This is a genomic window from Streptomyces sp. NBC_00457 (genome assembly GCF_036014015.1).
Classification (GTDB): Bacteria; Actinomycetota; Actinomycetes; order Streptomycetales; family Streptomycetaceae; genus Streptomyces.
Genome location: NZ_CP107905.1, coordinates 6,513,637 through 6,537,154, shown reverse-complemented (window position 1 = coordinate 6,537,154; position 23,518 = coordinate 6,513,637). Strand labels below are relative to the sequence as shown.

General features: G+C 71.0%; 20 protein-coding genes. 9 read left to right on the top strand and 11 right to left on the bottom strand.

Annotation, left to right across the window (positions count from 1 at the left end):
* Window positions 1-65: 65 nt before the first annotated feature.
* Window positions 66-488, bottom strand: a complete 423-nt coding sequence (locus tag OG828_RS29895) for a DUF3499 domain-containing protein (protein ID WP_210576335.1) — start codon at window positions 486-488, stop codon at window positions 66-68.
* A gap of 284 nt (window positions 489-772) precedes the next feature.
* Here OG828_RS29895 and OG828_RS29890 point away from each other — a divergent pair, with 284 nt between their 5' ends.
* Window positions 773-1,222: a metallopeptidase family protein gene (locus tag OG828_RS29890; protein ID WP_210576559.1), complete on the top strand. Its 450-nt coding sequence runs from the start codon at window positions 773-775 to the stop codon at window positions 1,220-1,222.
* Between the two features lie 41 nt (window positions 1,223-1,263).
* On the opposite strand, the gene OG828_RS29885 is transcribed toward OG828_RS29890, so the two are convergent.
* The 3 genes from OG828_RS29885 to OG828_RS29875 all read right to left on the bottom strand — a co-directional run bounded on the left by OG828_RS29885 (window position 1,264) and on the right by OG828_RS29875 (window position 6,891).
* On the bottom strand, window positions 1,264-2,751 hold the full coding sequence (locus tag OG828_RS29885; protein ID WP_328502870.1) for a DUF5719 family protein: 1,488 nt from the start codon (window positions 2,749-2,751) through the stop codon (window positions 1,264-1,266).
* The gene (locus OG828_RS29880; protein WP_328502869.1) at window positions 2,748-6,446 is read right to left on the bottom strand and encodes a glycosyltransferase family 2 protein; all 3,699 of its coding nucleotides are present in this window, start codon (window positions 6,444-6,446) and stop codon (window positions 2,748-2,750) included. Before OG828_RS29880 ends, OG828_RS29885 begins: the two co-directional genes overlap by 4 nt.
* Before the next feature lie 181 nt (window positions 6,447-6,627).
* Window positions 6,628-6,891 carry a WhiB family transcriptional regulator gene (locus tag OG828_RS29875; RefSeq protein WP_003975777.1) on the bottom strand — a complete coding sequence of 88 codons (264 nt, stop codon included), beginning with the start codon at window positions 6,889-6,891 and terminating at the stop codon, window positions 6,628-6,630.
* A 660-nt stretch (window positions 6,892-7,551) separates the two neighbouring features.
* Between OG828_RS29875 and OG828_RS29870 the strand changes: the two genes are divergently transcribed.
* From OG828_RS29870 to OG828_RS29855, 4 genes are all read left to right on the top strand, one after another.
* The gene (locus tag OG828_RS29870) at window positions 7,552-8,043 is read left to right on the top strand and encodes a cysteine dioxygenase (protein WP_328363452.1); all 492 of its coding nucleotides are present in this window, start codon (window positions 7,552-7,554) and stop codon (window positions 8,041-8,043) included.
* Window positions 8,044-8,085: 42 nt separating this feature from the next.
* Complete coding sequence (cofD, locus tag OG828_RS29865) at window positions 8,086-9,045, top strand: 2-phospho-L-lactate transferase (RefSeq protein WP_328502868.1); 960 nt, start codon at window positions 8,086-8,088, stop codon at window positions 9,043-9,045.
* The gene (locus OG828_RS29860) at window positions 9,042-10,352 is read left to right on the top strand and encodes a coenzyme F420-0:L-glutamate ligase (RefSeq protein WP_328502867.1); all 1,311 of its coding nucleotides are present in this window, start codon (window positions 9,042-9,044) and stop codon (window positions 10,350-10,352) included. Before cofD ends, OG828_RS29860 begins: the two co-directional genes overlap by 4 nt.
* Before the next feature lie 179 nt (window positions 10,353-10,531).
* Window positions 10,532-11,521 (top strand): DNA-3-methyladenine glycosylase family protein, encoded by a 990-nt coding sequence (locus tag OG828_RS29855; RefSeq protein WP_328502866.1) that lies wholly within the window; start codon window positions 10,532-10,534, stop codon window positions 11,519-11,521.
* 647 nt (window positions 11,522-12,168) lie between these two features.
* Here OG828_RS29855 and OG828_RS29850 read toward each other — a convergent pair.
* Genes OG828_RS29850 through OG828_RS29840 form a run of 3 tightly spaced genes read right to left on the bottom strand, consistent with a single transcriptional unit; the run spans window position 12,169 to window position 14,991 of the window.
* The gene (locus tag OG828_RS29850) at window positions 12,169-13,191 is read right to left on the bottom strand and encodes an SDR family oxidoreductase (RefSeq protein WP_328502865.1); all 1,023 of its coding nucleotides are present in this window, start codon (window positions 13,189-13,191) and stop codon (window positions 12,169-12,171) included.
* Between the two features lie 34 nt (window positions 13,192-13,225).
* Window positions 13,226-13,945, bottom strand: coding sequence for a DUF998 domain-containing protein (locus OG828_RS29845; RefSeq protein WP_328502864.1), 720 nt, complete (start codon window positions 13,943-13,945; stop codon window positions 13,226-13,228).
* Window positions 13,942-14,991, bottom strand: coding sequence for an aldo/keto reductase (locus OG828_RS29840; protein ID WP_328363434.1), 1,050 nt, complete (start codon window positions 14,989-14,991; stop codon window positions 13,942-13,944). The genes OG828_RS29845 and OG828_RS29840 overlap by 4 nt, the downstream gene beginning before the upstream one ends.
* A gap of 76 nt (window positions 14,992-15,067) precedes the next feature.
* Between OG828_RS29840 and OG828_RS29835 the strand changes: the two genes are divergently transcribed.
* Window positions 15,068-15,610 (top strand): TetR/AcrR family transcriptional regulator, encoded by a 543-nt coding sequence (locus tag OG828_RS29835; RefSeq protein WP_210576344.1) that lies wholly within the window; start codon window positions 15,068-15,070, stop codon window positions 15,608-15,610.
* 23 nt (window positions 15,611-15,633) lie between these two features.
* Here OG828_RS29835 and OG828_RS29830 read toward each other — a convergent pair whose 3' ends face one another.
* Together OG828_RS29830 and OG828_RS29825 are read right to left on the bottom strand one after the other, a co-directional pair.
* Window positions 15,634-16,563, bottom strand: coding sequence for an SDR family NAD(P)-dependent oxidoreductase (locus OG828_RS29830; RefSeq protein ID WP_328502863.1), 930 nt, complete (start codon window positions 16,561-16,563; stop codon window positions 15,634-15,636).
* Between the two features lie 45 nt (window positions 16,564-16,608).
* Complete coding sequence (locus tag OG828_RS29825; RefSeq protein WP_328502862.1) at window positions 16,609-17,496, bottom strand: SDR family NAD(P)-dependent oxidoreductase; 888 nt, start codon at window positions 17,494-17,496, stop codon at window positions 16,609-16,611.
* Window positions 17,497-17,567: 71 nt separating this feature from the next.
* Here OG828_RS29825 and OG828_RS29820 point away from each other — a divergent pair, with 71 nt between their 5' ends.
* Complete coding sequence (locus OG828_RS29820; RefSeq protein WP_328363424.1) at window positions 17,568-18,509, top strand: LysR family transcriptional regulator; 942 nt, start codon at window positions 17,568-17,570, stop codon at window positions 18,507-18,509.
* A 99-nt stretch (window positions 18,510-18,608) separates the two neighbouring features.
* On the opposite strand, the gene OG828_RS29815 is transcribed toward OG828_RS29820, so the two are convergent.
* Together OG828_RS29815 and OG828_RS29810 are read right to left on the bottom strand one after the other, a co-directional pair.
* The gene (locus OG828_RS29815; protein WP_328502861.1) at window positions 18,609-19,691 is read right to left on the bottom strand and encodes an NDP-sugar synthase; all 1,083 of its coding nucleotides are present in this window, start codon (window positions 19,689-19,691) and stop codon (window positions 18,609-18,611) included.
* A 185-nt stretch (window positions 19,692-19,876) separates the two neighbouring features.
* Window positions 19,877-21,157 (bottom strand): peptidoglycan recognition protein family protein, encoded by a 1,281-nt coding sequence (locus OG828_RS29810; RefSeq protein WP_328502860.1) that lies wholly within the window; start codon window positions 21,155-21,157, stop codon window positions 19,877-19,879.
* Between the two features lie 138 nt (window positions 21,158-21,295).
* Here OG828_RS29810 and OG828_RS29805 point away from each other — a divergent pair, with 138 nt between their 5' ends.
* Complete coding sequence (locus OG828_RS29805) at window positions 21,296-22,051, top strand: TIGR03089 family protein (protein ID WP_328440297.1); 756 nt, start codon at window positions 21,296-21,298, stop codon at window positions 22,049-22,051.
* 133 nt (window positions 22,052-22,184) lie between these two features.
* The gene (locus tag OG828_RS29800; protein ID WP_328363412.1) at window positions 22,185-23,426 is read left to right on the top strand and encodes an LCP family protein; all 1,242 of its coding nucleotides are present in this window, start codon (window positions 22,185-22,187) and stop codon (window positions 23,424-23,426) included.
* Window positions 23,427-23,518: the final 92 nt, after the last annotated feature.

The following is a 23,518-nucleotide window of genomic DNA, read 5'->3' as shown; positions in this document are numbered from 1 at the left end:
ACGTCCACGGGACACGCACAGAGAAAGCGGCCGAATCCGAACGGCGTCAGCTGTCAGGAGGACCGTCAGCTGTCGGGAGAACGCAGCACCCGCAGGTGCCCCCGCCGGGCGACCTCCATCGGGTCGGCCCCGCGACCGCCGCCGCCGGCCTGCGCGGCACGCTCCTGCGGCCGGGCCGCCTCGCGCACGGCGTTGGCAAGCGCTTCCAGATCGTCGCCACTGGGCCGCGCCGGAGCCGAGCCGTCCAGGAGTCGTACGACCTCCCAGCCGCGGGGTGCGGTGAGGCGCTCGGAGTGCTCGGCGCACAGGTCGTAACAGTGGGGTTCGGCGTAGGTGGCGAGCGGGCCGAGGACCGCGGTCGAGTCGGCGTAGACGTACGTCAGCGTCGCAACGGCGGGTCGGCCGCAAGCGGTTCGCGAACAGCGACGTACAGGGCTCACGACGTTGGACGGTACCGCACTCTTGAGCGGGCCGCGACGACTCTCCACCAGGTCACTCCACCGTGTCGTGTTGTGAAACGCCCCACACGCCCCTCTGAACACACCCTTCTGACCTGCACAGATACCGCTTTCCAATCAGCGGCGGGATTTCACCTCCGGTCATCACTCGGTACAAACGCCATCAATTGCCTTGAGATCGCCGGTCTCGGAGAGATACGGAAACGAGCCCAACCTTGGCTGGAATGGTCAACTTCCGGCATGCCGTGCGGGGTGGCCGGGCACCGCGTGGGCGCGGAGCACCCGGCTCGGGCGGGGACTACGCTTCACCAGTGATGGACAACCCCGTACCGCCTCCCGCCGCCGGCTCCGGCCCCCGCCGTCGTGATCGCCACGGCCGGGGCATGCGCGGCCCGATCGCGCCGCCGCAGGTGCCGCTGGCGGCGAGCCGTGCCGAGGCGTTCGCCGACCTCGTGCAGGACTCCGTGGAGCGTCTCGAACGACGGTGGCCGCAGCTCGCCGACATCGATTTCCTGGTGCTCGAGGTACCACGCCTCGACGGCCCCGGGCGGGCCTGGAACGACGAGGCGGTCCCGCTGGGCGGCACGATCCCCGCGCGCGACGGGCGGCACGCTCGGGTGATCATCTACCGGCGACCGGTGGAGATCCGCACCAAGGGGCGCGACGAGCGGGCCGCGCTGGTCCACGAGATCGTCGTCGAACAGGTCGCCGAGCTGCTCGGGCTGACGCCGGAGACGGTCGATCCGCGGTACGGCGAGGACTGAACCGGAGCGAGGACTCGGGCCACTGCTGAGGACTCGGGCCGCTACTTCTGCAGCACCGCCAGGTCCTCGTCCGCCTCCGGCACCGACACCATGCCCCGGTCGTCGGGCAGGGTCTGGACCGTGAAGGCGGGCAGGCCGTTCGCCGTTCTCGCCAGGGTCCGGGACGCGTACACCGGCGCTCCTGAGACCGTCTCCACGGTCAGGGCGTACGCCCCCTTCACACCGGTCGGTACCGGCGCCTCGACGTCCTGTGTCGTGCCGGACTTGATCGTGTACGTCTTCGACACGGCCGTGCCTCCGTCACTGCCCGCGGACGCGGTGACCTTGACCTTCGCGGTGCCGGTGGGCGCGGTCAGGGCCAGGGTGGAGTCCTTCTCCGTGTTGTCGGCCACCGTCGCGCGCGTGCCGACCGGGCTCGTCGCCGGGATGAACGCCGTCTCCTGCTTGGCGCCCTCGCCCCGTACGACCCGCACGGCGGCCACGACCGGCACGGACTGATCGGTCGGCGTCAGCACCAGCGAGCCCGCCTCCCCACGCGTCACGTCGCCCAGATCGACCGCCGTGGTCATGCCCGCCTTCACGTGCAGCGTCTCGTTCCCGGCCGGTGTGATCGACCCGGACGGAGAAGCCAGCCGCACCTTGAGATCGGCGTCCGCGTCACCGGGCGTGAAGGCGATCAGCCGCACCTCCGTGGCGTCCTTCGGGATGCCGGGCAGGACCAGGCTGCTCGCCGGATCCGTGGTCGCGGACAGCCAGTCACCGCCGAGCTTCTCGTCCAGCGCCTGCACCGCAGCGCCCACCCGCCCGCTGCGTACGTTCACATGCACGGTCACGTTGGTCTGTTTGTCCGCGGTGAGCGTCGACAGCAGCACCGGCTCACTGGAGTGCGGCTGAACCGTGATGCCCTCCCCCGCCGTCGACTCCAGCGCCCCGTCCTTGCCGTACAGCTCGAGGTCGACGACCGCGGCGGAGTCGTCGGGGTTCGTCAGATGCACATAGTCGGTACGGTCCGCCGCGGTGCTGGCTCCGGGGAACCAGAAGTCCGTGTCCGGCGCGGAACAGTTGACTCCCTGCAGCCCCCGCCCCGTGCCCACGTCGACCTCCGTGGTCTGCTGCACGGTCCACCCGGGCGCGAACTTCCCCTCGGCCGTGCCCACCAGCGCGGGCGAGTCGGCGCCGGAGACATCTCCGGTGACCGGCGTCCCGGGTTCCTTCGGCTCCAGTACGGGCTTGTCGGCCTTCTCGCCCTTCGCCTCGCCCCCGGCCTGCTCCTCCCCCGCGGGCCGCAGTTCGGCCGAGCCGTCGCCGTCCGCGCCCTTTGTGACGGGTGTGAAGGACGAGTACGACGTCTCGGCGAGATCCGATGTGCTCGGCGCCGGGCACAGCAGACTCGTGCGCTCCACGGGCAGTTCGGCCGCCGCCTTCGCGGTGTCCGTGCCGGTCGCCTCCGGCGCGGTCAGCGCGGCGAATCCGGTGACGGCGGCGAGGGCGGTGGCGCCGGCGATCAGGGACAGGGTGGTGCGGTTCACTGCTGACTCCCGTCGGGGCGCTCACTGCCGTTCGGGTACGGCTGTGCCGGGTCGTACGTCGCGTCGTAGCCCTGGTGATAGGTCCCGTCCTGGCCCTGCTCGTACGCCTGCTGGTCGTACGCGCTCTGCTCGTACGCCTGCTGGTCGTAGGAGCCCGGCTGGCCCGGACCGCCGTACGCGTAAGGGTCGTACTGCCCGCCCTGGTACGGGTCCGCCGGGTACTGCTGGCCGTACGACCCGTCCGGGTACTGCTGCTGGGTGGCGCCCTGGTACTGCTCGCCGTCATAGCCGCCGTACTGGGCGCCCGCGTAGGTCGAGTCCCACTCGCCGTACGGCTGCTGCTGCGGAATCGCTGCCGGGGGCTCCTGTGGCGGCGGAGGCGGGAACTCCTCGGCCTGGTCCGTCTCTTCGGCCTCCGCCTGGGCGCGCAGGCGGCGGGCGCGGCGGCCCTCGCCCGGTACGGCCTCGGCCGGGACGACCGCCACCTCCTCCGGGAGGTCGTCGTCGACGTCCCGGCGGCGGCCGGGCAGGGCCATGACGACGAGGACGACGGCGAGGGAGCCCTGGGCCCACAGCCAGGCGGTGTGGGTGAGCGGCGCGTCGAAGGTGACGTCCAGCTGCCCGCCGGAGGCGGGGAGTTCGAAGCCCTGGGCCCATCCGTCGACCGTCTTGCGCGTCAGCGGCTTGCCGTCCAGGGTGGCCGTCCAGCCCTCGTCGGCGGTGTCGGCGAGCCGCAGGATCCTTCCCTCGGCGCCTGCCGGAATCGTGGTGTGGATCTCCACGGGCCCGGCGGCGACGGACTGCGCGCTCCCGGAGCCCGACTCGGCGACTATCGCCGCCCGCGAGACCTGCTGGTCGACCCGCCACAGCGCCCCGCCGTCCTGCTGGCTCAGCCGGGACAGCCCGGGCGTGGCATCCAGCACGCGGGTCACCTCGCGCGGGGCGCCCTGGTGGACGAGGACATAGCGCACGGCGAACTTGCCGAGCTGGTCGGACTGATCGGCGCCGGACCCGGCTACGAGGTTGGCGACGACCTTGTCGAGCGTCGCGTTCTCACCGTCCGCCGCGGCCAGTTCGCCGTCGCCCATCCGTGCCCCGGAACCGCGGACGAGCATGTAGCCGACATGGGCCGCGGAGTCGCTGTCGAGGACGAGGGTGCGGGCCTGGTCGCGGGTGTTGCTCTCCTCGGCGACGAACGCGGGCACCTGCACCGGGTCGCGCCGCTCCAACGGCCCGTCGGCGCCGCTGATCATCCAGCCCGCGGCGACGAGCAGCGGGCCAGCGGCCGAGGCGAAAGCGATCAGCGCGGCCACCGGCTGACGCCAGCCGAAGCTCTGCTCGGCGACACGCGCGCGTGCCCCGTCGGCACCGAGCGCGGCGGCGGCGAGGAGGGCGATGCCGTAGACGAGGGTCGCGGGGCCGGCCCAGGTGGAGCTGTTGGACAGGACCGCGAAGACGAGGCCCACCAGAGCCACGGCCCAGGCCGTCCAGATTCCGAACTGACGGTGGGAGCGCAACAGGGCGGCCAGCGCGGCCAGCACGATACCGATGAGCATCAGCCCGTTCACCGTGCCGGGCCCGCCGGGGCTTGCGCCGAGCAGGTCTGTGGCGGACGCGGCCGAGGCGCCGTACTCCAGACCGGCCTCCTCGAAGAAGCCGGACGGGAACAGGGTCAGCGACCAGGGCGCGAGCACCAGCAGGGGGGTGCCGAGCTGGGCCAGGAAGCGCAGGCCGTGGGCGGTGATGTCGGCGCGGCGCACGGCCAGCACGCCGATGCCGAGGATCAGCGCGATGGGCCACACGATCGGCGTGAACGCGGTGGTGACGGTCAGCAGCAGGGCGTACGCCCAGGTGGCGCGCCAACTGCCGCGCGCCCCCGAGGCGTTCCCCAGGCCGCTGGCCGCGATGCCCGCGCGCGCGAGGAGCGGCAGCAGGATCGCGAGGACGGCCGTGCCGATGCGGCCGCCGGCGAGCGCGCCGGTGGCGGCAGGCAGGAAGGCGTAGACGACGGCCGCCCACGCGCGCAGCAGCCGCGACTCGACGAGCGGGCGGGAGACGAAGTACGCGGCGAGACCGGCCAGCGGCACCGAGCAGACCAGCAGAACCGTGACCGCCAGCCCGGTGGAGCCGAACAGCGCGGAGGCCAGCAGGGCGACGAACGCGAGATACGGCGGCGCGGACGAGGTGCCGCCGGCGGCCACTCCGTGCCAGGAGTCCAGGTACCGCGACCACAGCTCGCTCGCTTCGGCCGGGGCGGGCAGCAGCGCGCCGCCCGCGAGCGCGCCGCCGCCGAGCAGTTGGCGGCAGGCGATGAGCGAGACGAACAGCAGCACCAGGAAGAGCATCGGGCCGGGGTTGCGGGCGATGCGCTTCAGGCGCGCGAACTGCTCTATCTCCAGGAAGTCCGCGTCGTCCCCGCCGGGCCCGGACTCGACCGCGCCCCCGTGCCGCCCGGCACCGCCGGCGGTCTCGGGGTCGGAGTCGCGGAAGAGGCTGCCCGCGGCCTGCTCGACGGTGGCCCGCACGGTCGCGCCGGGCGGCGGGAACAGCGCTCGCAGCTCGTCCTTCTCTATCTGCGGGCGGCCGCGCCTGCGCCGCCCGGAGATGATCCGCTCGGGCCGCAGCAGCACCGACAGCAGGCCCCGGATCTCGTCGAGGGCCTGCCCGGGGACCTTGCCCACGAGATAGGCGACGGTCCGCAGCAGGGTGCCGAGCACCAGCCGCACCAGGACCCAGGGCAGCACGGCCGTCCGCGTGTTGACCAGCAGCGTGTAGACGGCGCCGGCCTTGTCGACCTTGTGCGGGGAGGCCGACGTACGGCCCACGCAGTCGACGGTGCGGCGCTCACGGGAGGCCGCCTCGGCGTGTCGTACGACCGCCTCGGGGGCGATGAGAACGCGGTGACCGGCGGCCTGGGCCCGCCAGCACAGGTCGACGTCGTCACGCATCAGGGGCAGCCGGCGGTCGAATCCACCGAGCTCCTCGAAGACATCGCGCCGCACGAGCATGCCGGCGGTGGACACGGACAGCACGGACCGGACGTGGTCGTGCTGGCCCTGGTCCTGTTCGCGGCGGTCCAGGCCGGTCCAGCGGCGGCCGGAGTTGGCGATGGTGACGCCGACCTCGAGCAGCTGGCGCCGGTCGTACCAACCGCGGAGCTTGGGGCCTACGACGGCGATGTCGTCGCGGCCGAGTTCGTGCTCGCTCTCCACGACGCGCAGCAGTTGGGCCAGGGCGTCCGGCTCAGGGGCGCAGTCGTCGTGCAGCAGCCACAGCCATTGCACCGGCTCCCCGTAAGGGAGTTCGGGCAGGTCGTACGCGTCGTCGCGCCAGGTGCGGGTGACGGGGTCCCAGCCGCTCGGGCGCTTCAGGTAGGGCAGCTCGTCCGGGGTGAGGAGTGGGGCGGTGCGGCCCGCCTCCTCGACGGCCTGGCCGAAGCCGGTGCGACGGGCGAGATGCAGCACACGGTCGGCGCCGAGGGCGTCGGTGAGCAGTTGGGCGGAGTGGTCCGCGCTGCCGGTGTCGGCCGCCATGGCGTACTGGACGGGGCGCTCCTGGCCGAGCAGCCCGGCGAGCGCGTCGGGCAGCCAGCGGGCGCCGTCATGGGAGACGAGCACCGCTGTCACTACATGACGCGGAAACTCAGGCGCGGCAGCGGCGTCTTGGTGGGCTGCCGTATGACTGTGCACGGACATCGAGGTACGGGCCCCGGTTCGATGGACTGCGGTGGACACCTGTGCCCACAGGGGGCAGCGGGACGTCTCGGACGAGCGACCACACTATCGGCTGGGCATGACGTCGGCCCGCCGCCTGTGGATAACCCACCTGCAACGGGCCGTTCGTCACCTATGTACGAAAGGGATGCTTACCGTCCGGTCAGACGGCGGCCTTCTTCAGCCGACGTCGTTCACGCTCGGACAGACCGCCCCAGATGCCGAACCGCTCGTCGTTGGCGAGGGCGTACTCGAGGCACTCGGAGCGGACCTCGCAGGCGAGGCAGACCTTCTTGGCCTCGCGGGTGGAGCCGCCCTTCTCGGGGAAGAAGGACTCGGGGTCGGTCTGGGCGCACAGCGCGCGCTCCTGCCAGCCGAGTTCCTCGTCCGCGTCGTCGACCAGCAGTTGCTGCACCAGCTCGGTCATGTGCGCCCCTCGTCAGTCTTTCGCGTCCCCGTGATGTAGCCGTTACCGATTTCGGCTGAACGACACGAGTGAAATTACAAGTGTGCTGCTCCGGGCGAGTCAAGCCGAGATCTGCTATTGAGCCCCTTATTCACTCTGCGGAACCAAGGCCTAGCGGAAAGTGTTCAAATCGTCCTAAACCTTGACAAGCAGATGAGGCCCCGGAGGGCCTCCACCCCCGCGCAGTGCCTGTACGGAGAAGGACGCCCGGAACATCGATCCCGTTCCGACACACACTCGAATCGATCCGGATCACAGTCCGATCACGGGATCGCATCGAGGTTTGTGCGCCCGGTTGTGCGCCATGTGTCCCGGCCGCCCCATGCACAAACCTTTCGTCACGGGGATGAACCGGATGAGGTGAAACCCGTCCCAGATACCGGGCGCCGAGTTGACAGTGCGAGGTGTCAACCGCTGTCCTTGTGGGCATGCTCGCGCACTTGGCACTCACCTCGACCCGCACCGCCGGGTCCCTCGGTGCTGCCCGCGCCCGCTGTCGCTGTTGTCGCTGTTCCTGCTGTTGAGCCTCACGCGCTCCGGCTGCCCCTGAGTCCATCGGACCGGCTTCCACGCCTTCATCTTCTTTTCTTGCTTCTCTTGCGACGAGGAACCACCGCACCCATGAACAGCGACAGCGACCTCCAGATCGCCGGCGACATCCTCGAAGTCCCGCACCTGCTGCGGGCGCCGAGTGAGCACCCGGCCACCGTCGCCGACTTCGTCGGCCTGGCCCGCTCCATCGCCGCCGACCGCTCCCAGTGGCAGCACCTGGTCCAGTACGACGCCACGTCCCGCTGGTACCACCGGCTGCGCACCGGCCCCGGATACGAGGTGTGGCTGCTGTCCTGGGTGCCCGGCCAGGGCAGCGGGCGGCACGACCACGGCCTGTCCTCCGGGGTGCTGACCGTCCTCGACGGCACGCTGACCGAGCACACGGAACGCGGCACGCGCGCGTTGGAGGCGGGTGCGCAGAGGGTGTTCGCGCCGGGGTACGTCCACGAGGTGGTCAACGACGCGCTGGAGCCCGCGGTCAGCCTGCACGTCTATTTCCCGGGCCTCACCGACATGCCGATGCACAGCGCCCAGTGCACAGCGGCCGCTCCGGTCTCGTAACCGCCTGCCCGGTTGTCGTACCCGCCTGCAACACTGATTCCCATGCGCATTGTGGTTCTGGCAGGCGGCATCGGCGGTGCCCGGTTCCTGCGCGGTCTGATGCAGGCCGTGCCGGACGCGGACATCACGGTCATCGGCAACACCGGGGACGACATCCACCTCTTCGGCCTGAAGGTCTGCCCGGACCTCGACACGGTGATGTACACGCTCGGCGGCGGCATCAACGAGGAGCAGGGCTGGGGCCGGGCCGACGAGACCTTCCACCTCAAGGAGGAGCTCGCGGCGTACGGCGTCGGGCCCGAGTGGTTCGGGCTCGGTGACCGGGACTTCGCCACGCACATCGTGCGGACGCAGATGCTCGGCGCCGGGTATCCGCTGAGTGCGGTGACCGAGGCGCTGTGCGACCGCTGGAAGCCGGGCGTCCGGCTGATCCCGATGACCGACGACCGCGTCGAGACGCATGTCGCCGTGGAGATCGACGGCGAGCGCAAGGCCATCCACTTCCAGGAGTACTGGGTACGGCTGCGGGCGTCGGTGCCGGCCGAGGCGGTCGTGCCGGTGGGCGCGGAGCAGTCCAAGCCGGCGCCGGGGGTCCTGGAGGCGATCGCCGAGGCGGACGTCATCCTCTTCCCGCCGTCCAACCCGGTCGTGTCGGTCGGCACGATCCTCTCCGTGCCCGGCATCCGCGAGGCCATCGCCGACGCCGGGGTGCCGGTCGTGGGCCTGTCCCCCATCGTCGGGGACGCGCCCGTGCGGGGCATGGCCGACAAGGTGCTCGCGGCGGTCGGCGTCGAATCGACGGCCGCGGCGGTCGCCGAGCACTACGGCTCGGGCCTGCTGGACGGCTGGCTGGTCGACACCGTCGACGCGGCGTCCGTCGAGCGCATCGAGGCGGCGGGCATCCGCTGCCGGGCCGTACCGCTGATGATGACCGACCTCGACGCGGCCACGCAGATGGCCCGGGAGGCGCTGGCCATGGCGGCGGAGGTTCAAGCGGCATGAGCACGGCACCTGACGAGGGCTACCGGGTCTGGGCCGTTCCCGGCCTTCCCGAGGTGGCCGCGGGCGACGATCTCGCCAAGCTGATCGCCGCCGCCGAACCCGGGCTGGCCGACGGGGACGTCCTGCTCGTCACCTCGAAGATCGTGTCCAAGGCGGAGGGACGGGTGGTGGCGGCGGACGACCGGGAGGCCGCCATCGACGCCGAGACCGTACGGATCGTGGCGCGGCGCGGACCGTTGCGGATCGTCGAGAACCGGCAGGGGCTCGTGATGGCCGCCGCCGGGGTCGACGCCTCCAACACCCCTTCCGGGACAGTGCTGTTGCTGCCCGAGGACCCGGACGCGTCCGCGCGCGCGATCCGCGACGGGCTGCGGGACGCCCTCGGCGTCACCGTCGGAGTCGTCGTCACCGACACCTTCGGGCGGCCGTGGCGTACGGGGCTCACGGATGTCGCGATCGGTGCGGCCGGGGTGCGTGTGCTGGACGATCTGCGTGGGGGGACGGACGCGTACGGCAATCCGCTCAGCGCGACCGTCGTGGCGACGGCGGACGAACTGGCCGCCGCCGGAGACCTGGTCAAGGGCAAGGCCGCCGGGCTGCCCGTCGCCGTCCTGCGCGGGCTGGCGCACGTGGTGGCCGCGGACGACGGGGAGGGGGCGCGGGCCATGGTGCGCGGCGCGCGCGACGACATGTTCCGGCTGGGCACGTCCGAGGCGGTACGGGAGGCGGTGACCCAGCGGCGTACGGTTCGGGCCTTCACGGACGAGCCGGTGGACGCCGGGGCGGTGCGACGGGCGGTCGCCGCGGCGGTGACCGCGCCGGCGCCGCATCACACCACGCCCTGGCGGTTCGTACTGCTGGAGTCGGCGGAGTCCCGGACCGGGTTGCTGGATGCCATGCGGGACGCGTGGATCGCCGACCTGCGGCGGGACGGAAAGAGCGAGGAGTCCATCGCCAAGCGGGTGCGGCGGGGGGACGTGCTGCGGAATGCGCCGTGTCTGGTGGTGCCCTGCCTGGTGATGGACGGGTCGCACACGTACGGGGACGTGCGGCGGGACGGCGCCGAGCGGGAGATGTTCGTGGTCGCGGCCGGGGCCGGCGTGCAGAACTTCCTGGTGGCGCTGGCCGGGGAGCGGCTGGGGTCGGCGTGGGTGTCGTCGACGATGTTCTGCCGGGATGTCGTGCGGGAGGTGCTCGGGCTGCCGGAGCACTGGGATCCGATGGGGGCGGTGGCGGTCGGTCATCCGGCGGAGGAGCCGCGGGCTCGGGCGGGGCGGGATGCGGGGGCGTTCATCGAGGTTCGGTGACGTGACGCTCCGCTGAGGCCGGGTGCCTATGGATCGGGGGGGTGGAGATTCGCGGGCGGCTGCGGGTTCGATGGGGCCGGTGGCGCAGTTCCCCGCGCCCCTGGGGCGTTGTCCACACGTCGTTGTCGTATACCGCCTAGTCTCGTAACGCCTCTCCCTCACCCCCTAGGACCTCATTCGTGGCCGGACGTTTTGCTCCCCGACCTACTCGTACGACCGTGCGTGGTGGCCATGTCGGCGTGCCGCGGCAGGCTGTGGGGCCGGGGCGGGTGCGGACGTATGTGCCGGAGGGGCCGGTCGATCTTGGGCTGGTGCTCGGGCCGTTGCGGCGGGGGGCGGGGGATCCGACGTTTCGGGCGGCGACGGACGGGTCCGTGTGGCGGGCCACCCTTACGCCTGTGGGGCCGGGGACGTTGCGGGTCGCGATGCGGGGCGGTGAGGTGTGCGGGGAGGCGTGGGGGCCGGGGGCCGAGTGGCTGCTGGAGCGGTTGCCCGAGTTGGTCGGGGGTGCCGACGATCCGTCCGTCTTCGTGCCGCGGCATCGGCTGGTGGCGGTGGCTCGGCATCGGCGGCCGGGGTTGCGGCTGACGCGGACCGGGCTGGTGCTGGAGTCGTTGATTCCGTCGATTCTGGAGCAGAAGGTCACGACCGGGGAGGCGTATCGGGCGTGGCGGATTCTGGTGCGGAAGTACGGGGAGCCGGCGCCGGGGCCGGTCGGGGGGCGGATGTGGGTGATGCCGGCGGCGCGGACGTGGGCGTTGATTCCGTCGTGGGAGTGGCATCGGGCCGGGGTCGACAACAAGCGGGCGTCGACGGTTCTTCGGGCCGTGCGGGTGGCTGCGCGGCTGGAGGAGGCGGTGGGGATGTCGGCGGAGGCGGCGCAGGCTCGGTTGGAGGTGGTGCCCGGGGTGGGGCCGTGGACGTCTGCGGAGACCGTGCAGCGCAGTCATGGGGCGGCGGATGCGGTGACGGTGGGGGATTTGCATCTGCCGGGGATCGTGGGGTGGGCGTTGGCGGGGGATCGGGATGCGGATGACTCCGTGATGCTGGAGTTGTTGGAGCCGTATGCGGGGCAGCGGCATCGGGCGGCTCGGTTGATTCTGTTGAGTGGGCGGACGCCGGCGCGGAGGGCTCCGCGGATGCCGAAGACTGATATCGGGCGGTTGTGACGCGTCCTGCGCCGCGGTGACCGTCGTGCCGTTTTCGCCCCCGCCGCCCCTACCCGTCCCATCCCTGGGGGCTGCGCCCCCACACCCCCGCTTCGGCCTGACGGCCTCGTCCTCAAACGCCGGACGGGCTGAAAGCGCGGGCCGGCGTCGAGAGGTGAGGCGCTCCCAATGGGTGGGTGGGGGTTGGGGATGGCCGTGCTCGTCCTCGAACGCCGGGCGGGCTGGAATGCGTGGACCGGCGCCGAGAAGCGAGCGCCCCCAACGGGTGGGTGGGGGTTGGGGATGGCCGTTCTCGTCCTCGAACGCCGGGCGGGCTGGAATGCGTGGACCGGTGCCGAGAAGCGAGCGCCCCCAACGGGTGGGTGGGGGCTGGGGATGGCCGTGCTTGTTCTCAAGCGCCGGGCGGGCTGGAATGCCTGGACCGGCGCCGAGAAGCGAGCGCCCTCAGCGGGTGGGTGGGGCCGGGGATGGCCGTGCTCGTTCTCAAGCGCCGGGCGGGCTGGAATGCGTGGACCGGCGTCGAGAAGTGAGGCGTTCCCAGCGGGTGAGCGGGCCGTGCACGCCGACGGTCTGGCCAAGTCTTCGAGGAACTGCTGCCTGTGCCGGCTGAAGGCCCCCGCGCTGTCCAAGACCGCTCCAGTAGCTCTTCATTTCCCGATGCCGTGGGCGAGGAGGCTCTCGGCGGTGTCGGCGATGGTGTTCTCGATGGGGCGCGCCCGCCATCCCAGGAGGCGTTCCGCCTTGGCGCTGGTGGCGTCGAGGTCCCGGCCGAGTTGGTGCCTCAGGAGTCGCAGTTCCGGGTTCACGATGGCCAGCGCGCGCGTGAGCCACACGGGCAGTTCACGCGTCGGGGCCTTCGCGGCGCGCTCGCCCAGGCGGTCATGCAGAGTGCGTGCGATGTCGACGAGGCGCAGATTGTGTCCGGCGATCGCGAGGAAGCGCTCGCCGGCGGCTGCCGGATCTGTCATCGCGCGCAGGTGCAGGTCAGCCACGTCGCGCACGTCGACGTATCCCATCCCGAAGGGAGGGCACGCGGGGACCCGTCCCTCGAGCATTCTGCGCACGAGACGCAGCGATGGTGGATCGTCCGGGCCAAGTAGTGGTCCTAGGACACCCACGGGATGAACCGCTGTCAGTTCGAGACCGCCGCCTTCGTCTTCGACGAACTGCCAGGCGGCTCGCTCGGCGAGCGTTTTGGACCGCTGGTAGGGCGGGATTTCGCTGTCGACGTCGGTCCAGTCCTCCTCGGTGAACGGGGTCGAGCGCGGGGGATGCCCGATCCCGATGGCACCGAAGGCGCTCGTCAGGACGACGCGGCGCACGCCGGCGTCGCGGGAGGCGCGCAGCACCCGCAGGACGCCCTCGCGCGCTGGGGCCACCATCTCGTCGTCGTTCGCCGGTGTACTGCGCAGGGTCGGCGAGGCGACGTGGAGGACGAAATCGCAGTCGGCGACGGCTTCGTCCCAGCCGTCGCGGTGCGCGAGGTCGGCGCGTACGACCGTGAGACGGTCGTCGTCGAACGGCTGGGCTGCGTGGAGCCAGGAGCGCAGTGCCGGCTCGCGCCGCAGGTCGCGGACCGTGGTGCGTACGGTGTGTCCGGCGTCGAGCAGGGTCATAACGCACCAGCTCCCGATGAATCCTGTTCCTCCGGTGACCAGTACCTGTGTCATCTGTGTCTCCTCAGTTCGCGATTCAGTTCGCGATTCAGTTCGCGATGTGCACTTCGAGCGGTGTCGGCGGGCGCGTCGCATGACGTCGCTGGGCCACGGCCAGGCTGCTTCCGAGGAGGGCGTGGCCGATCATGATCGGGTAGATCACGGCGCGCTCGAGCATGCCGATGTTCCACATCCAGCCGGTGAACACGTCGGCCATGAAGAGGGGGAACGCGATCAGTCCGACGGTGCCGAGGGTGATGCTCGCGATCGACCGGCTCCTCCCGAGGCCGATGCGGGCTCCGCCGGCTCCGACGGCGATCGCCATGATGTTGCCGGCGAGCATGACTCCCTGCGCGCCGAGGGTGTGGAAGGCGATCAGGCCGTTGTCGACGTTGGCGTTGGAGCCCTGGAAGATTCCGACGAGCGAAACTCCGACGCCGGCGAGGACGGCGAGGCTCACGATGAGGATCGGGCGGGTGCCCTTGCGTGGGTCGAACACGAGGAACGCACCGACGATCAGGAGGACGCCGTAGATCACCCAACCGGTGTCCATGACGGCGCCGAGGGGGGAGTTGGCGACCTGTCCGAACGCGGTCTGTGGTGGGCCGGTCAGGCCGAGGTGGCTGACCCAGTTGTGGAAGGGCGAGTACGGCGGGTCCTGCCATGCGGCGGCGGTGATGAACTCGGCGAGCCAGGACACGAGCGGGCCGAGCAGGATGAGGAGGGCTCCGGCGCGGGCGGCCGCGCCGGAGCGGACGATGGGGTTCATGCTAGAGCCATGCCGGGGACGCGCTTGCGGATGGCTTCCATCTCGGCCTCGTCCGAGACGCCCTGCCAGTCGTGCCGCGGCGTGTACGGGGCCTCCAGGGCGCGCACCTCGTCGTCGGTGAGGTCGATGTCGAGGGAGGCCACGGCCTCGTCGATCTGCGGGATCGAACCGGCGCCGACCAGCGGCGCGGTGACGACCGGCTGGCGGCGCAGCCAGGCGAGCGCGATCTGTGCGCGGCTGACGCCGTGAGCGTGGGCCACCTGACCGACCGCGTCGATGATCGCGTGGTTGGATGCCTCCTGCTCGGGCGAGTAGAGCAGGTCCGCGTACGCTCCGTCCGTCTCGGAGCGCGCCGTCGAGCGGGCGTCGTCCCATGGGCGGGCGAGGCGGCCGCGGGCCAGCGGCGACCAGATGATCGTGCCGACGCCCTCGTCCAGGCACAGCGGGATCATTTCGCGCTCCTCCTCACGGGCGAGGAGGTTGTAGTGGTCCTGCATCGACACGAACCGCGCCCAGCCGTATCGCTTCTGCAGGTGCAGAGCCTTGGCGAACTCCCACGCGTGCATGGACGAGGCGCCGAGGTAGCGGACCTTGCCTGCCTTCACGAGGTCGCTCAGCGCCTCGAGTGTTTCCTCCCACGGGGTGGAGTGGTCGTTGCGGTGGATCTGGTAGAGGTCGATGTAGTCCGTACCGAGGCGGCGCAGGGAGTGGTCGACCTCGGTCATGATCGCCTTGCGCGACAGTCCCCGTCCGTTCGGTCCCAGCCGCATCGGATGGCGCAGCTTGGTGGCGATCACCACGGCGTCGCGGTCGGCGAAGTCCTTGAGCGCACGGCCGAGGATCTCCTCGCTGGACCCGTTGGAATACATGTTCGCGGTGTCGAAGAAGTTGATCCCCGCCTCCAGCGCGTGCTTGATCAGCGGGCGTGCCTCCTCCTCGCCCTTCGACCAGACGGGGTGCCCGCGGTCGGGCTCGCCGTAGGTCATCGCACCGATCGCCATCGGTGACACGTCCATGCCAGAAGTGCCGAGCTTGATGTACTGCATGATGCCCCTCTAAACTAAGTGGAGAACTCTCCGAATAACGTAGTGGAGAGCTCTCCACTTAGCAAGGTGAGGTCCCGTGGTCCGCTCTGACGCCCGTGAGAACAGGGCTCGCATCCTCGCGGCCGCCCGCGAGGCGTTCGCCGAGGACGGCGGCGCGTCGATGAACCAGGTCGCCCAGCGCGCCGGTGTCGGCGCGGGCACCCTGTACCGCAATTTCCCCACCCGCGAGGCGCTGGCCCTGGCCGTCTACCAGGACGAGGTCGCACGCATCCTCGGCGCCGTGCCCGACCTGCTGGCCCAGCTGCCTCCACTCGAAGCGCTCCGCCACTGGACGACCGACCTCGTCGAAGCGATGCGCAGGAAACACGGCCTCGGCGACGCGCTCAGCCCCAGCGCGCACCAGGCGATCAGCGAGCAGAGCTACGGGCCGGTCGTCGCCGCGATCACGGAGTTCCTCGACGCCGGCAAGAGGGACGGAAGCATCCGCATGGACGCCGACCCCGGCGACTTCCTCCAGCTCACCGGCGCCCTCTGGCGTGCCGCGTCCGCACCCGAAGACCGGGCTCCCCGCATGCTCGCGCTCATCCTCGACGGACTCCGCACCCAGCCGCAGCGCTGAGGCCGCGTGCCGGGACTCCGCTCTCAGCGGGCGTGGGCGAGCAGTTCCTGCGACAGGGTCCACAGACGTCGGGCGTTGTCCGGGTCGACGGCGTACCGGGCGACGCCATGCAGGGTGCCGGAGCGGCGCTCAACGACCTCGGTCTCGTTGCAGTCGACGAAGTAGCGGCCACCGACGCCTTCGAGGAGAGGCGATGTGGCGAGGAGGACGGAGGTCGCCGCGCCCTGTTCGACGGTTTTGATCAGGTGGGCGGGGACCCTTCCGCTGCCTCGGCCACCGGTGTGCCGTTGCAGGTTGGTGTAAATGGCGCCGGGCATGAGGGCATTGGCGGTGATGTGGTCCGCGGCCCAACGGCGGGTGGCCTCGACCGCGAAGAGGACATTGGCGGTCTTGGACTGGCCGTAGGCGAGCCACGGGTCGTAGGGGCGGAAGGCGAAGTTGACGTCGTCCCAGACGACGGGTGACCGCTGATGGCCGGTGGAACTCACCATGACGACGCGCGCGTTGCCGTCGGCGGCCAGCGCGTCGTGCAGTCCGGTGGTGAGGGCGAAGTGGCCCAGGTGGTTGGTGGCGAACTGCCACTCCCATCCCTGTTCGGTGTACTGCTCGGGGCAGGCCATGACGCCCGCGTTGTTCACCAGGACGTGCAGCGGGCCCCGCCATGAGGCGGTGAAGGCGGTGACGGACGCGGAATCGGCCAGGTCGAGGTATGCGACATGCACCTCGTGATTGCCGGTCGATGCGGTGATGTCCTTGGCGACGCGTTCGCCCGCCGCCCTGTCCCGGACAGCGAGGGTGACCGCCGCTCCCGTGGCGGCCAGGGCCCGGGCCGTCTCGGCCCCGATGCCGGAGGACGCGCCGGTGACCACCGCACGACGGCCGGTGAGATCGACGCCTTGCGCCACCTCGGCAGCCGTGCTGGAGAAGCCGAAGGGCGTGGTGATGGAACCCATGAGTGAACTCCCGGCGGTGTGATGTGAGGCGTGTGCGACGGAGTGTCAGGGGGTGAGCATCCGGTCCTGTTCCACCGGGGGTGTGCCGCCGTACCAGTCCAGGGCTTTGCCGAAGCGGACGAGTTCGCCGTAGAGGGCGGGGTCGACGTGGTCGGCGAAGACCAGGTCGAGCAGGGCTTCGGCGGCCCGGGCCGGTGACTGGGCGTGGCTGTAGTCGCTGAACCAGGGGCGCGAGGTGGCGGTGTCGACCATGCCGGGACACACGGCCGCGATCAGCGTGCCGTCGGCGAGATCGTTCTCGCGGCGTTCGGCGGCGACGGCACGGACGGCGGCGACCTGAGCCACCTTCGAGGGCACGTTCAACCAGAGGGGCCAGCCGGCCTCCCGCGCGGTCCGGTTGTGGAGGGCGGCACGCCACGACTCGACGGCGTACTCGACCTGGTTCAGGCTCGCGCCGTCGAACAGGTGGTGCAGCCGGGCGTCGAGGTGGCCGAGGGTGCCCAGGCTGCTGGCCACGACGAGCAGCCGGCCGCCCGGGCGAAGGACCGGGGCGAAGGAGCGCAGGATCGCGTGCGTGGCGGTGTTGGAGACGTCGATGAACTCGTCGGCCCGCTCGGCCTGTGACTCTTCGGGCAACAGGCGGGCGATCGCGTTGGAGATGACGACGTCGACACCGCCGAACCGGACTCTCAGGTCCTCGGCGAGGCGGACGATGGCGTCGGCGTCGGAGACGTCCAGGACCCGCCCCTCCACGCGGGCCCGCGTGCCCGGCAGCTCGGTGACCTCGCGGGCGGCGTCCCGCACGCGCTGGTGGTTGCGGCCCGTGAGGAGGACCAGGTCGTCGGGGTTCATCCGGGCGGCCAGTCCTTCGACGAGGGCGCGGCCGAGTCCCTGGTTGGCGCCCGTGACGAGCGCGATGCGCGAAGTGTTCATACACGCCACGCTAGGAATGCGACTTCCATGAGTCCAACGAAGATTTGGCACATCTGGTATGCGTAAACGTCATGGACTTCACGGACGTGTCGCTCACCGCCCTGCGGGTCTTCCGTGCCGTGGCCGAGCAGGGAACCTTCACTGCGGCCGCCGCCTCGCTGGGCTACACGCAGTCGGCGGTGTCCCGCCAGATCGCCGCGATCGAGCGGGCGGCAGGTGCCGAGTTGCTGGAACGTCGGCGTGAGGGTGTACGACTCACTGCGGCCGGCCGCCTCGTCATGCGCCACGCGACGACCGTGCTCGACGAAATCGAAGCCACCGCCCGCGAGCTGTCCGGCCTGCCCGGACAAGCCGCGACGGTCCGCCTGGGATGGTTCCCCAGCGCCGGAGCCGTCCTGCTCCCCCGAGCCCTGACCGCGCTCCGCCGCACGGACCCCGCCCTGCACGTCGTCGGCCGGGAGGGCAGCACCCCCGCGTTGATCCGCGCCCTGCGGGCCGGCAGCCTCGACCTGGCCCTGCTCGCGTCCGCACCGCCGTTCCGGCCGCCGGACACCCAGACGCCCCCGCTCGCCCTGCAGACCCTCACCGAACGGGCCCTTCGCCTCGCGGTGCCCGCCGCCCACCCGCTGGCCCGCGGCGACTTCGTCGACGTCGCCGACCTGCGCGGACAGCGCTGGATCGCAGGCTCCACCTCCGGCGAGGACCGGTTGATGGGCGTATGGCCGGGCCTGGACGAGCGGCCCGACATCGCCCACACCGCACGTGACTGGCTGGCCAAGCTCCACCTCGTCGCGGCCGGCTTCGGACTGACCACCGTGCCCGCCGTCCTCGCCCCGGCCGCACCACCGGGCGTACGCGTCCTCCCCGTTCGCGGCGGACCCCAAGAACAGCGCCGGCTGCTCCTGGCCCGTCTCCCCCACCCGCCCACGGAGTCCGTCACCCGCGTGGCAGCCGCCCTCCGCGCAGCAGCCCTCGACGCCGACACACCCGCCCCCTCCTCCTCGCCGCCGTGACGACAGGACCGGCATGTACGGCTTGGTCGGCGTCGGGATCCGGGACTTGAAGAGCCAGGTGAGTGAAGGTCTGCACTGCGAGGTGCAGGCACCGCTTCTTTACTGGTCCGAGGAGAAGCGCACCGCGCCCGCCGGGATTCTCGCGTCGCACCAGATCCGGGCGCCGTCGATGAGTTCGTTGTCGGGGCCGATGATGGCGCCGTCGCCGATGACCGTGCCGGTGAGGATGGAGCGTTCGCCTATGCGGGCGCGGGTGCCGATGAGGGAGTCGGTGATGACGGCGCCGGGTTCGATGACGGCGCCGGGGAGGATGGTCGTGCCGGAGACTCGGGCGCCTTCGGCGACGTACGCACCCTCTCCGACCACCGTGCCGCCCGTCAGTTTCGCGTCCGGGGCGACCCTCGCCGTCGGCAGGATCAGACGGTCGCCGCAGCGGCCGGGGACCGCGGGGGACGGGGCGCGGCCCAGGACCAGGTCCGCCGAGCCTCGTACGAACGCCGCGGGTGTGCCCAGGTCCAGCCAGTAGGTCGAATCCACCATGCCTTGGAGGTGGGCGCCGACCGAGAGCAGGTCGGGGAATGTCTCCCGCTCCACGGATACCGGGCGGCCCTGCGGGATCGTGTCGATCAGTGAGCGACGGAAGACGTATGCCCCCGCGTTGATCTGGTCGGTGACTATCTCCTCCGGCGTTTGGGGCTTCTCCAGGAACGCCAGGACACGGCCCGTGTCGTCCGTGGGGACCAGGCCGTACGCCCGGGGGTCCGTCACCTTCGTGAGGTGCAGGGAGACGTCCGCGCCCGTCGTGCCGTGGGTCTCCACCAGCGCCTCGATGTCCAGGCCCGTCAGGATGTCGCCGTTGAAGACCAGGACCGGGTCGTCGGGGGCGGAGTGCAGGCGGCTCGCCACGTTGCGGATCGCGCCACCCGTGCCGAGCGGTTCCTCCTCGGTGACGTACTCCAGATGAAGGCCGAGGGACGAGCCGTCACCGAAGTGCGGCTCGAAGACCTCGGCCAGATAGGACGTCGCCAGCACTATGTGGTCGACGCCCGCCGCTCTCGCTCTCGCCAGCTGGTGCGTGAGGAACGGCACGCCGGCCGCGCGGACCATGGGCTTGGGCGTGTGCACGGTGAGCGGACGCAGCCGGGTGCCCTTGCCGCCGACCAGGAGGATCGCTTCTGTCACCTGTCGTCTCTGCTTCCTGCCGGGACCGGCCGATCTGTCGTTCGGCGGGCCAGTTTATGCAGACCTGTCCGGCACGCCGTCGACGGCCGTGCGGCGTTCCGTCCCCTGTTCACAGACGTTTCATTCCTGCGCTTTGGTTCAGCCGTCCGGCGAAGCCCTGCGGTTCAGCTGCCCGGCCTCGCGGTTCACCGGCCCTGGTAGCGGGCCGCCGTGGCGCGGGCAGAGCCGAGCTTGCGGTAGAGCTGCCGTCCCGGGCATGCCGTGTCGAAGCCGTCCCGGTGGCCGGAGATCACGTTCAGTCGAACTTTCTTTCCCTTCCGGTAGAGATTCCCACCGCCGGACTTCAGATATGTCTTGCCGCGCGGATTCACGCCGTACAGGCCGAGCTTCCAGGCCGCGAGCCGGGAGATCGCCTTCAGCGCGTTCCCGGACGGCTTCTTTGACTCGAAGGTGCCGAGGACGGCGATCCCCATGCTGTTGCTGTTGAACCCGAGGGTGTGCGCGCCGAGCACCGGCTTCGCCACGCCCCCGGCCCGGCCCTCGTAGATGTTTCCGCACCTGTCGACGAGGAAGTTGTAGCCGACATCGCGCCAGCCCATGCTCTTGACGTGGTAGCGGTAGATACCGCGAATGACGGAGGGGGCCTGCTTGCACCAGTACTTGTTGCCGGTCCCGGTGTGGTGCACGAAGGCCACCTTCACCTTCTTCGTGTAGCGGACCTTCTTCTCCCGCAACCTCTCGTTCGCGCCCCAGCCGCGGCGCGTGACGATGCGCGGACGTGGGCCGATGTAGGGCGTCGCCCGTTGCCTGTCCGTCAGTTGCCGGCCCGTCAGTTGCTGGTCGGCGTGGCGGTCGGTCTCCCGCACAGCACCGCCCTCACCTGCTGGAGCCACTCCCGGATCCACCAGTTCCAGACGCATGCCCGGAGGCAGCGCCCCGCCCGGACGGTCGGCCCCGTCACCTCCCGTCGCCTGCGGCTCCGCGCTGACCCGTACCTCCACCCCGTCGGAGTCCCCCACCCACAGCGGGGCCGTGGCCCCGTGGACGCGGCCCGAGGCTGCCTCGTCGGTGTCCGGGTCGGGGGCGTGCTCGTGGTTGTGCGTCTCGACGTCCTGCCAGCCGGACCAGGTGCCGGTGACGGCGTCTCGGGTACGGACCTGGACGCGGCCGTGGAGTTCGGTGTCCGGGTTGTCCCAGACGACTCCGACGAGGGAGAAGCGCCGTACGTCCCGGCGGGGCAGGCCCTGTTCGGCGGTGGGGCCGGCGGTGCGGTCGCCGTCGAGGGGAATGAGGGGCAGGGACTGGGTGCTGCCGGGGACGTCCGGCTCGGTGGCCCGGGCGACGGTCGTGGCCGCCTCCGCGCCGGGTGCCGGTCTCGCTGCCGCCGCGACTGCGGGCGGGGTCAGCGGGAGGGCGAGGGCGGCGGCGCAGGTGACGCCGATCGAGGAAGCAATGAGTCCACGCATGCTCCTGATGTTGGACATATGCATTCATATTTGTCCATTGGGGAATTGACGGACCGTTGGACGCTCTGGGCCGAACCGGTGGCGGAGGCGTGGACGGACGTTGGCTGGGCACCCGCGTGCGCCATTACGCTTGCGCGGGTGAACGCCACCGATCGCACCCCTGCCGACCTGCTGCGTTCCGCGCTCGCCGCGGATCCCGGACGTCCCCTGGTCACCTTCTACGACGACGCCACCGGGGAACGCGTCGAATTGTCCGTGGCCACCTTCGCCAATTGGGTGGCCAAGACCGCGAATCTGCTGCAGGGCGAGTTGTCCGTGGAACCCGGGGACCGGGTCGCCCTGCTGCTGCCCGCGCACTGGCAGACGGCGGTGTGGCTGCTGGCGTGTTCGTCGGTGGGCGCGCTCGCGGACGCCGGCGGCGATCCGGCCTTGGCCGACGTGGTCGTCAGCGGGCCGGACGCGCTGGACGCGGCGCGGGCGTGTTCCGGAACGCGGGTCGCGCTGGCGCTGCGGCCGCTCGGCGGTCGCTTCCCGCAGCCGCCGGAGGGGTTCGTCGACTACGCCGTCGAGGTGCCGGGGCAGGGCGACCGGTTCGTGCCGTTCGCGCCGGTCGATCCGGAGGAGCCCGCGTTGATCGTGGCCGGACGGGAGTTCAGCGGGGCCGAGGTCGTCGAGCGGGCCCGGGACGAGGCGACGGGGCTGGGACTGACGGGGCCGACGTCGCGGATCCTGTCCGGGCTGCCGTACGACACCTGGGAAGGGCTCAACGCCGGGCTGTACGGGCCGCTGGCCACCGGCGGCTCCGTGGTGTTGTGCCGCCATCTGGACGAGCTGAGCGAGGAAGCGCTGGCCAAGCGGATCGAGAGCGAGCGGGTCACGGCGACGGCGAGGTAGCGAGCCGCCACCGCAACCGCCCCCCAGGCCCCCCTTGTCCCCCATTCGGCCCAGCATCACCCACCCCCCGGCCCTCACCCGGGTCATGGTCGTAACAGCAGCCGCACGACACGTTCGTACGCGTTCGTACGCCATGAGGGGTGGAACTGACGTGAGCGACACCGCAGCGGGGGCGTCGCCGACCGGGAGTGGGCTGATACGGCGGCGCCGGCGGCGTTGGATACGCGGCACCGCCCTCGGGCTCGGCGTGTTGACGCTGGCCGCCGGCGGGGGCGTATGGGCCGTCTATGTGAAGCTCGACGCGAACATCACGCCGGACCAGGCGGCCGCGGCCGAGCTCGCGCGGTACGAGAAGGAGCGGCCCACCGCCCTGGTGAAGGGCGCGATGAACCTGCTGCTCATCGGGTCCGACACCCGGGCCGGCCAAGGGAACCGGCGGTACGGGCAGGACTCCGGGACCGAGCGGTCCGACACCACGATCCTGCTGCATCTGTCCGCCGGGCGGCGCAGCGCCACCGCCGTCTCGCTCCCCCGCGATCTGATGGTCGACGTGCCCGCCTGTCTGCGCCGGGACGGCAGCCGGACCGAACCGATGTTCGCGATGTTCAACTACGCCTTCCAGGCCGGTGGTTCGGCCTGCACCATCCGAACCGTCGAGAAACTCACGGGTATTCGGATCGACCACCACATGGTCGTCGACTTCAACGGGTTCAAGGAAATGGTCGACGCCGTCGACGGCGTGGAGATCTGCCTCAAGGAACCCATCCGCGACAAGGACGCCAAACTGCGGCTGCCCGCCGGCAGGGTGACGCTCGACGGCGAGCAGGCCCTCGGGTACGTCCGCGTCCGCAAGTCCCTCGGCGACGGCAGCGACACCGACCGCATGAACCGCCAACAGCGCTTTCTCGGCGCGCTGGTGAGCAAGGTGCGCAGCAATGACGTCCTGCTGAATCCGGTGAAGCTGTATCCCGTGCTGGACGCCGCCACCTCGTCGCTCACCACCGACCCGGGACTGGCCAGTCTGCGTGGTTTGTACGATCTCGCGCGCGGAGTACGCGACATCCCCACCGAACGTGTGCAATTCCTGACCGTTCCGCGGGAGTCGTATGTCTACAACGCCAATCGCGACCAGTTGGTGGAGCCCGAGGCGGAGAAACTGTTCGAGCGGCTGCGTACGGACGCGCCGGTGGCGGTCGCCGCGGAACTTCCGCGGGATTCCACCGCAAAAGGCCGCGACGGCACGTACGACGATTACTCCTTGTACGGGCCGGACGACGGAAAGTCCGCCGCGCGGCGGCCCGATGAGCCCGTCGCGGCCGATTCGCCCGCGCCCACGTTCAGCGGGACGACCGCCGACGAGGACACCTGTGAATAAAGCGAACGCAAAGCAGGCCAACAGCTTTCAAAGAAATGGGCGGATTGCCCAGTTGTAGGGGCGTGGCATGGGTCACCGGCGTCGCTCCGCGC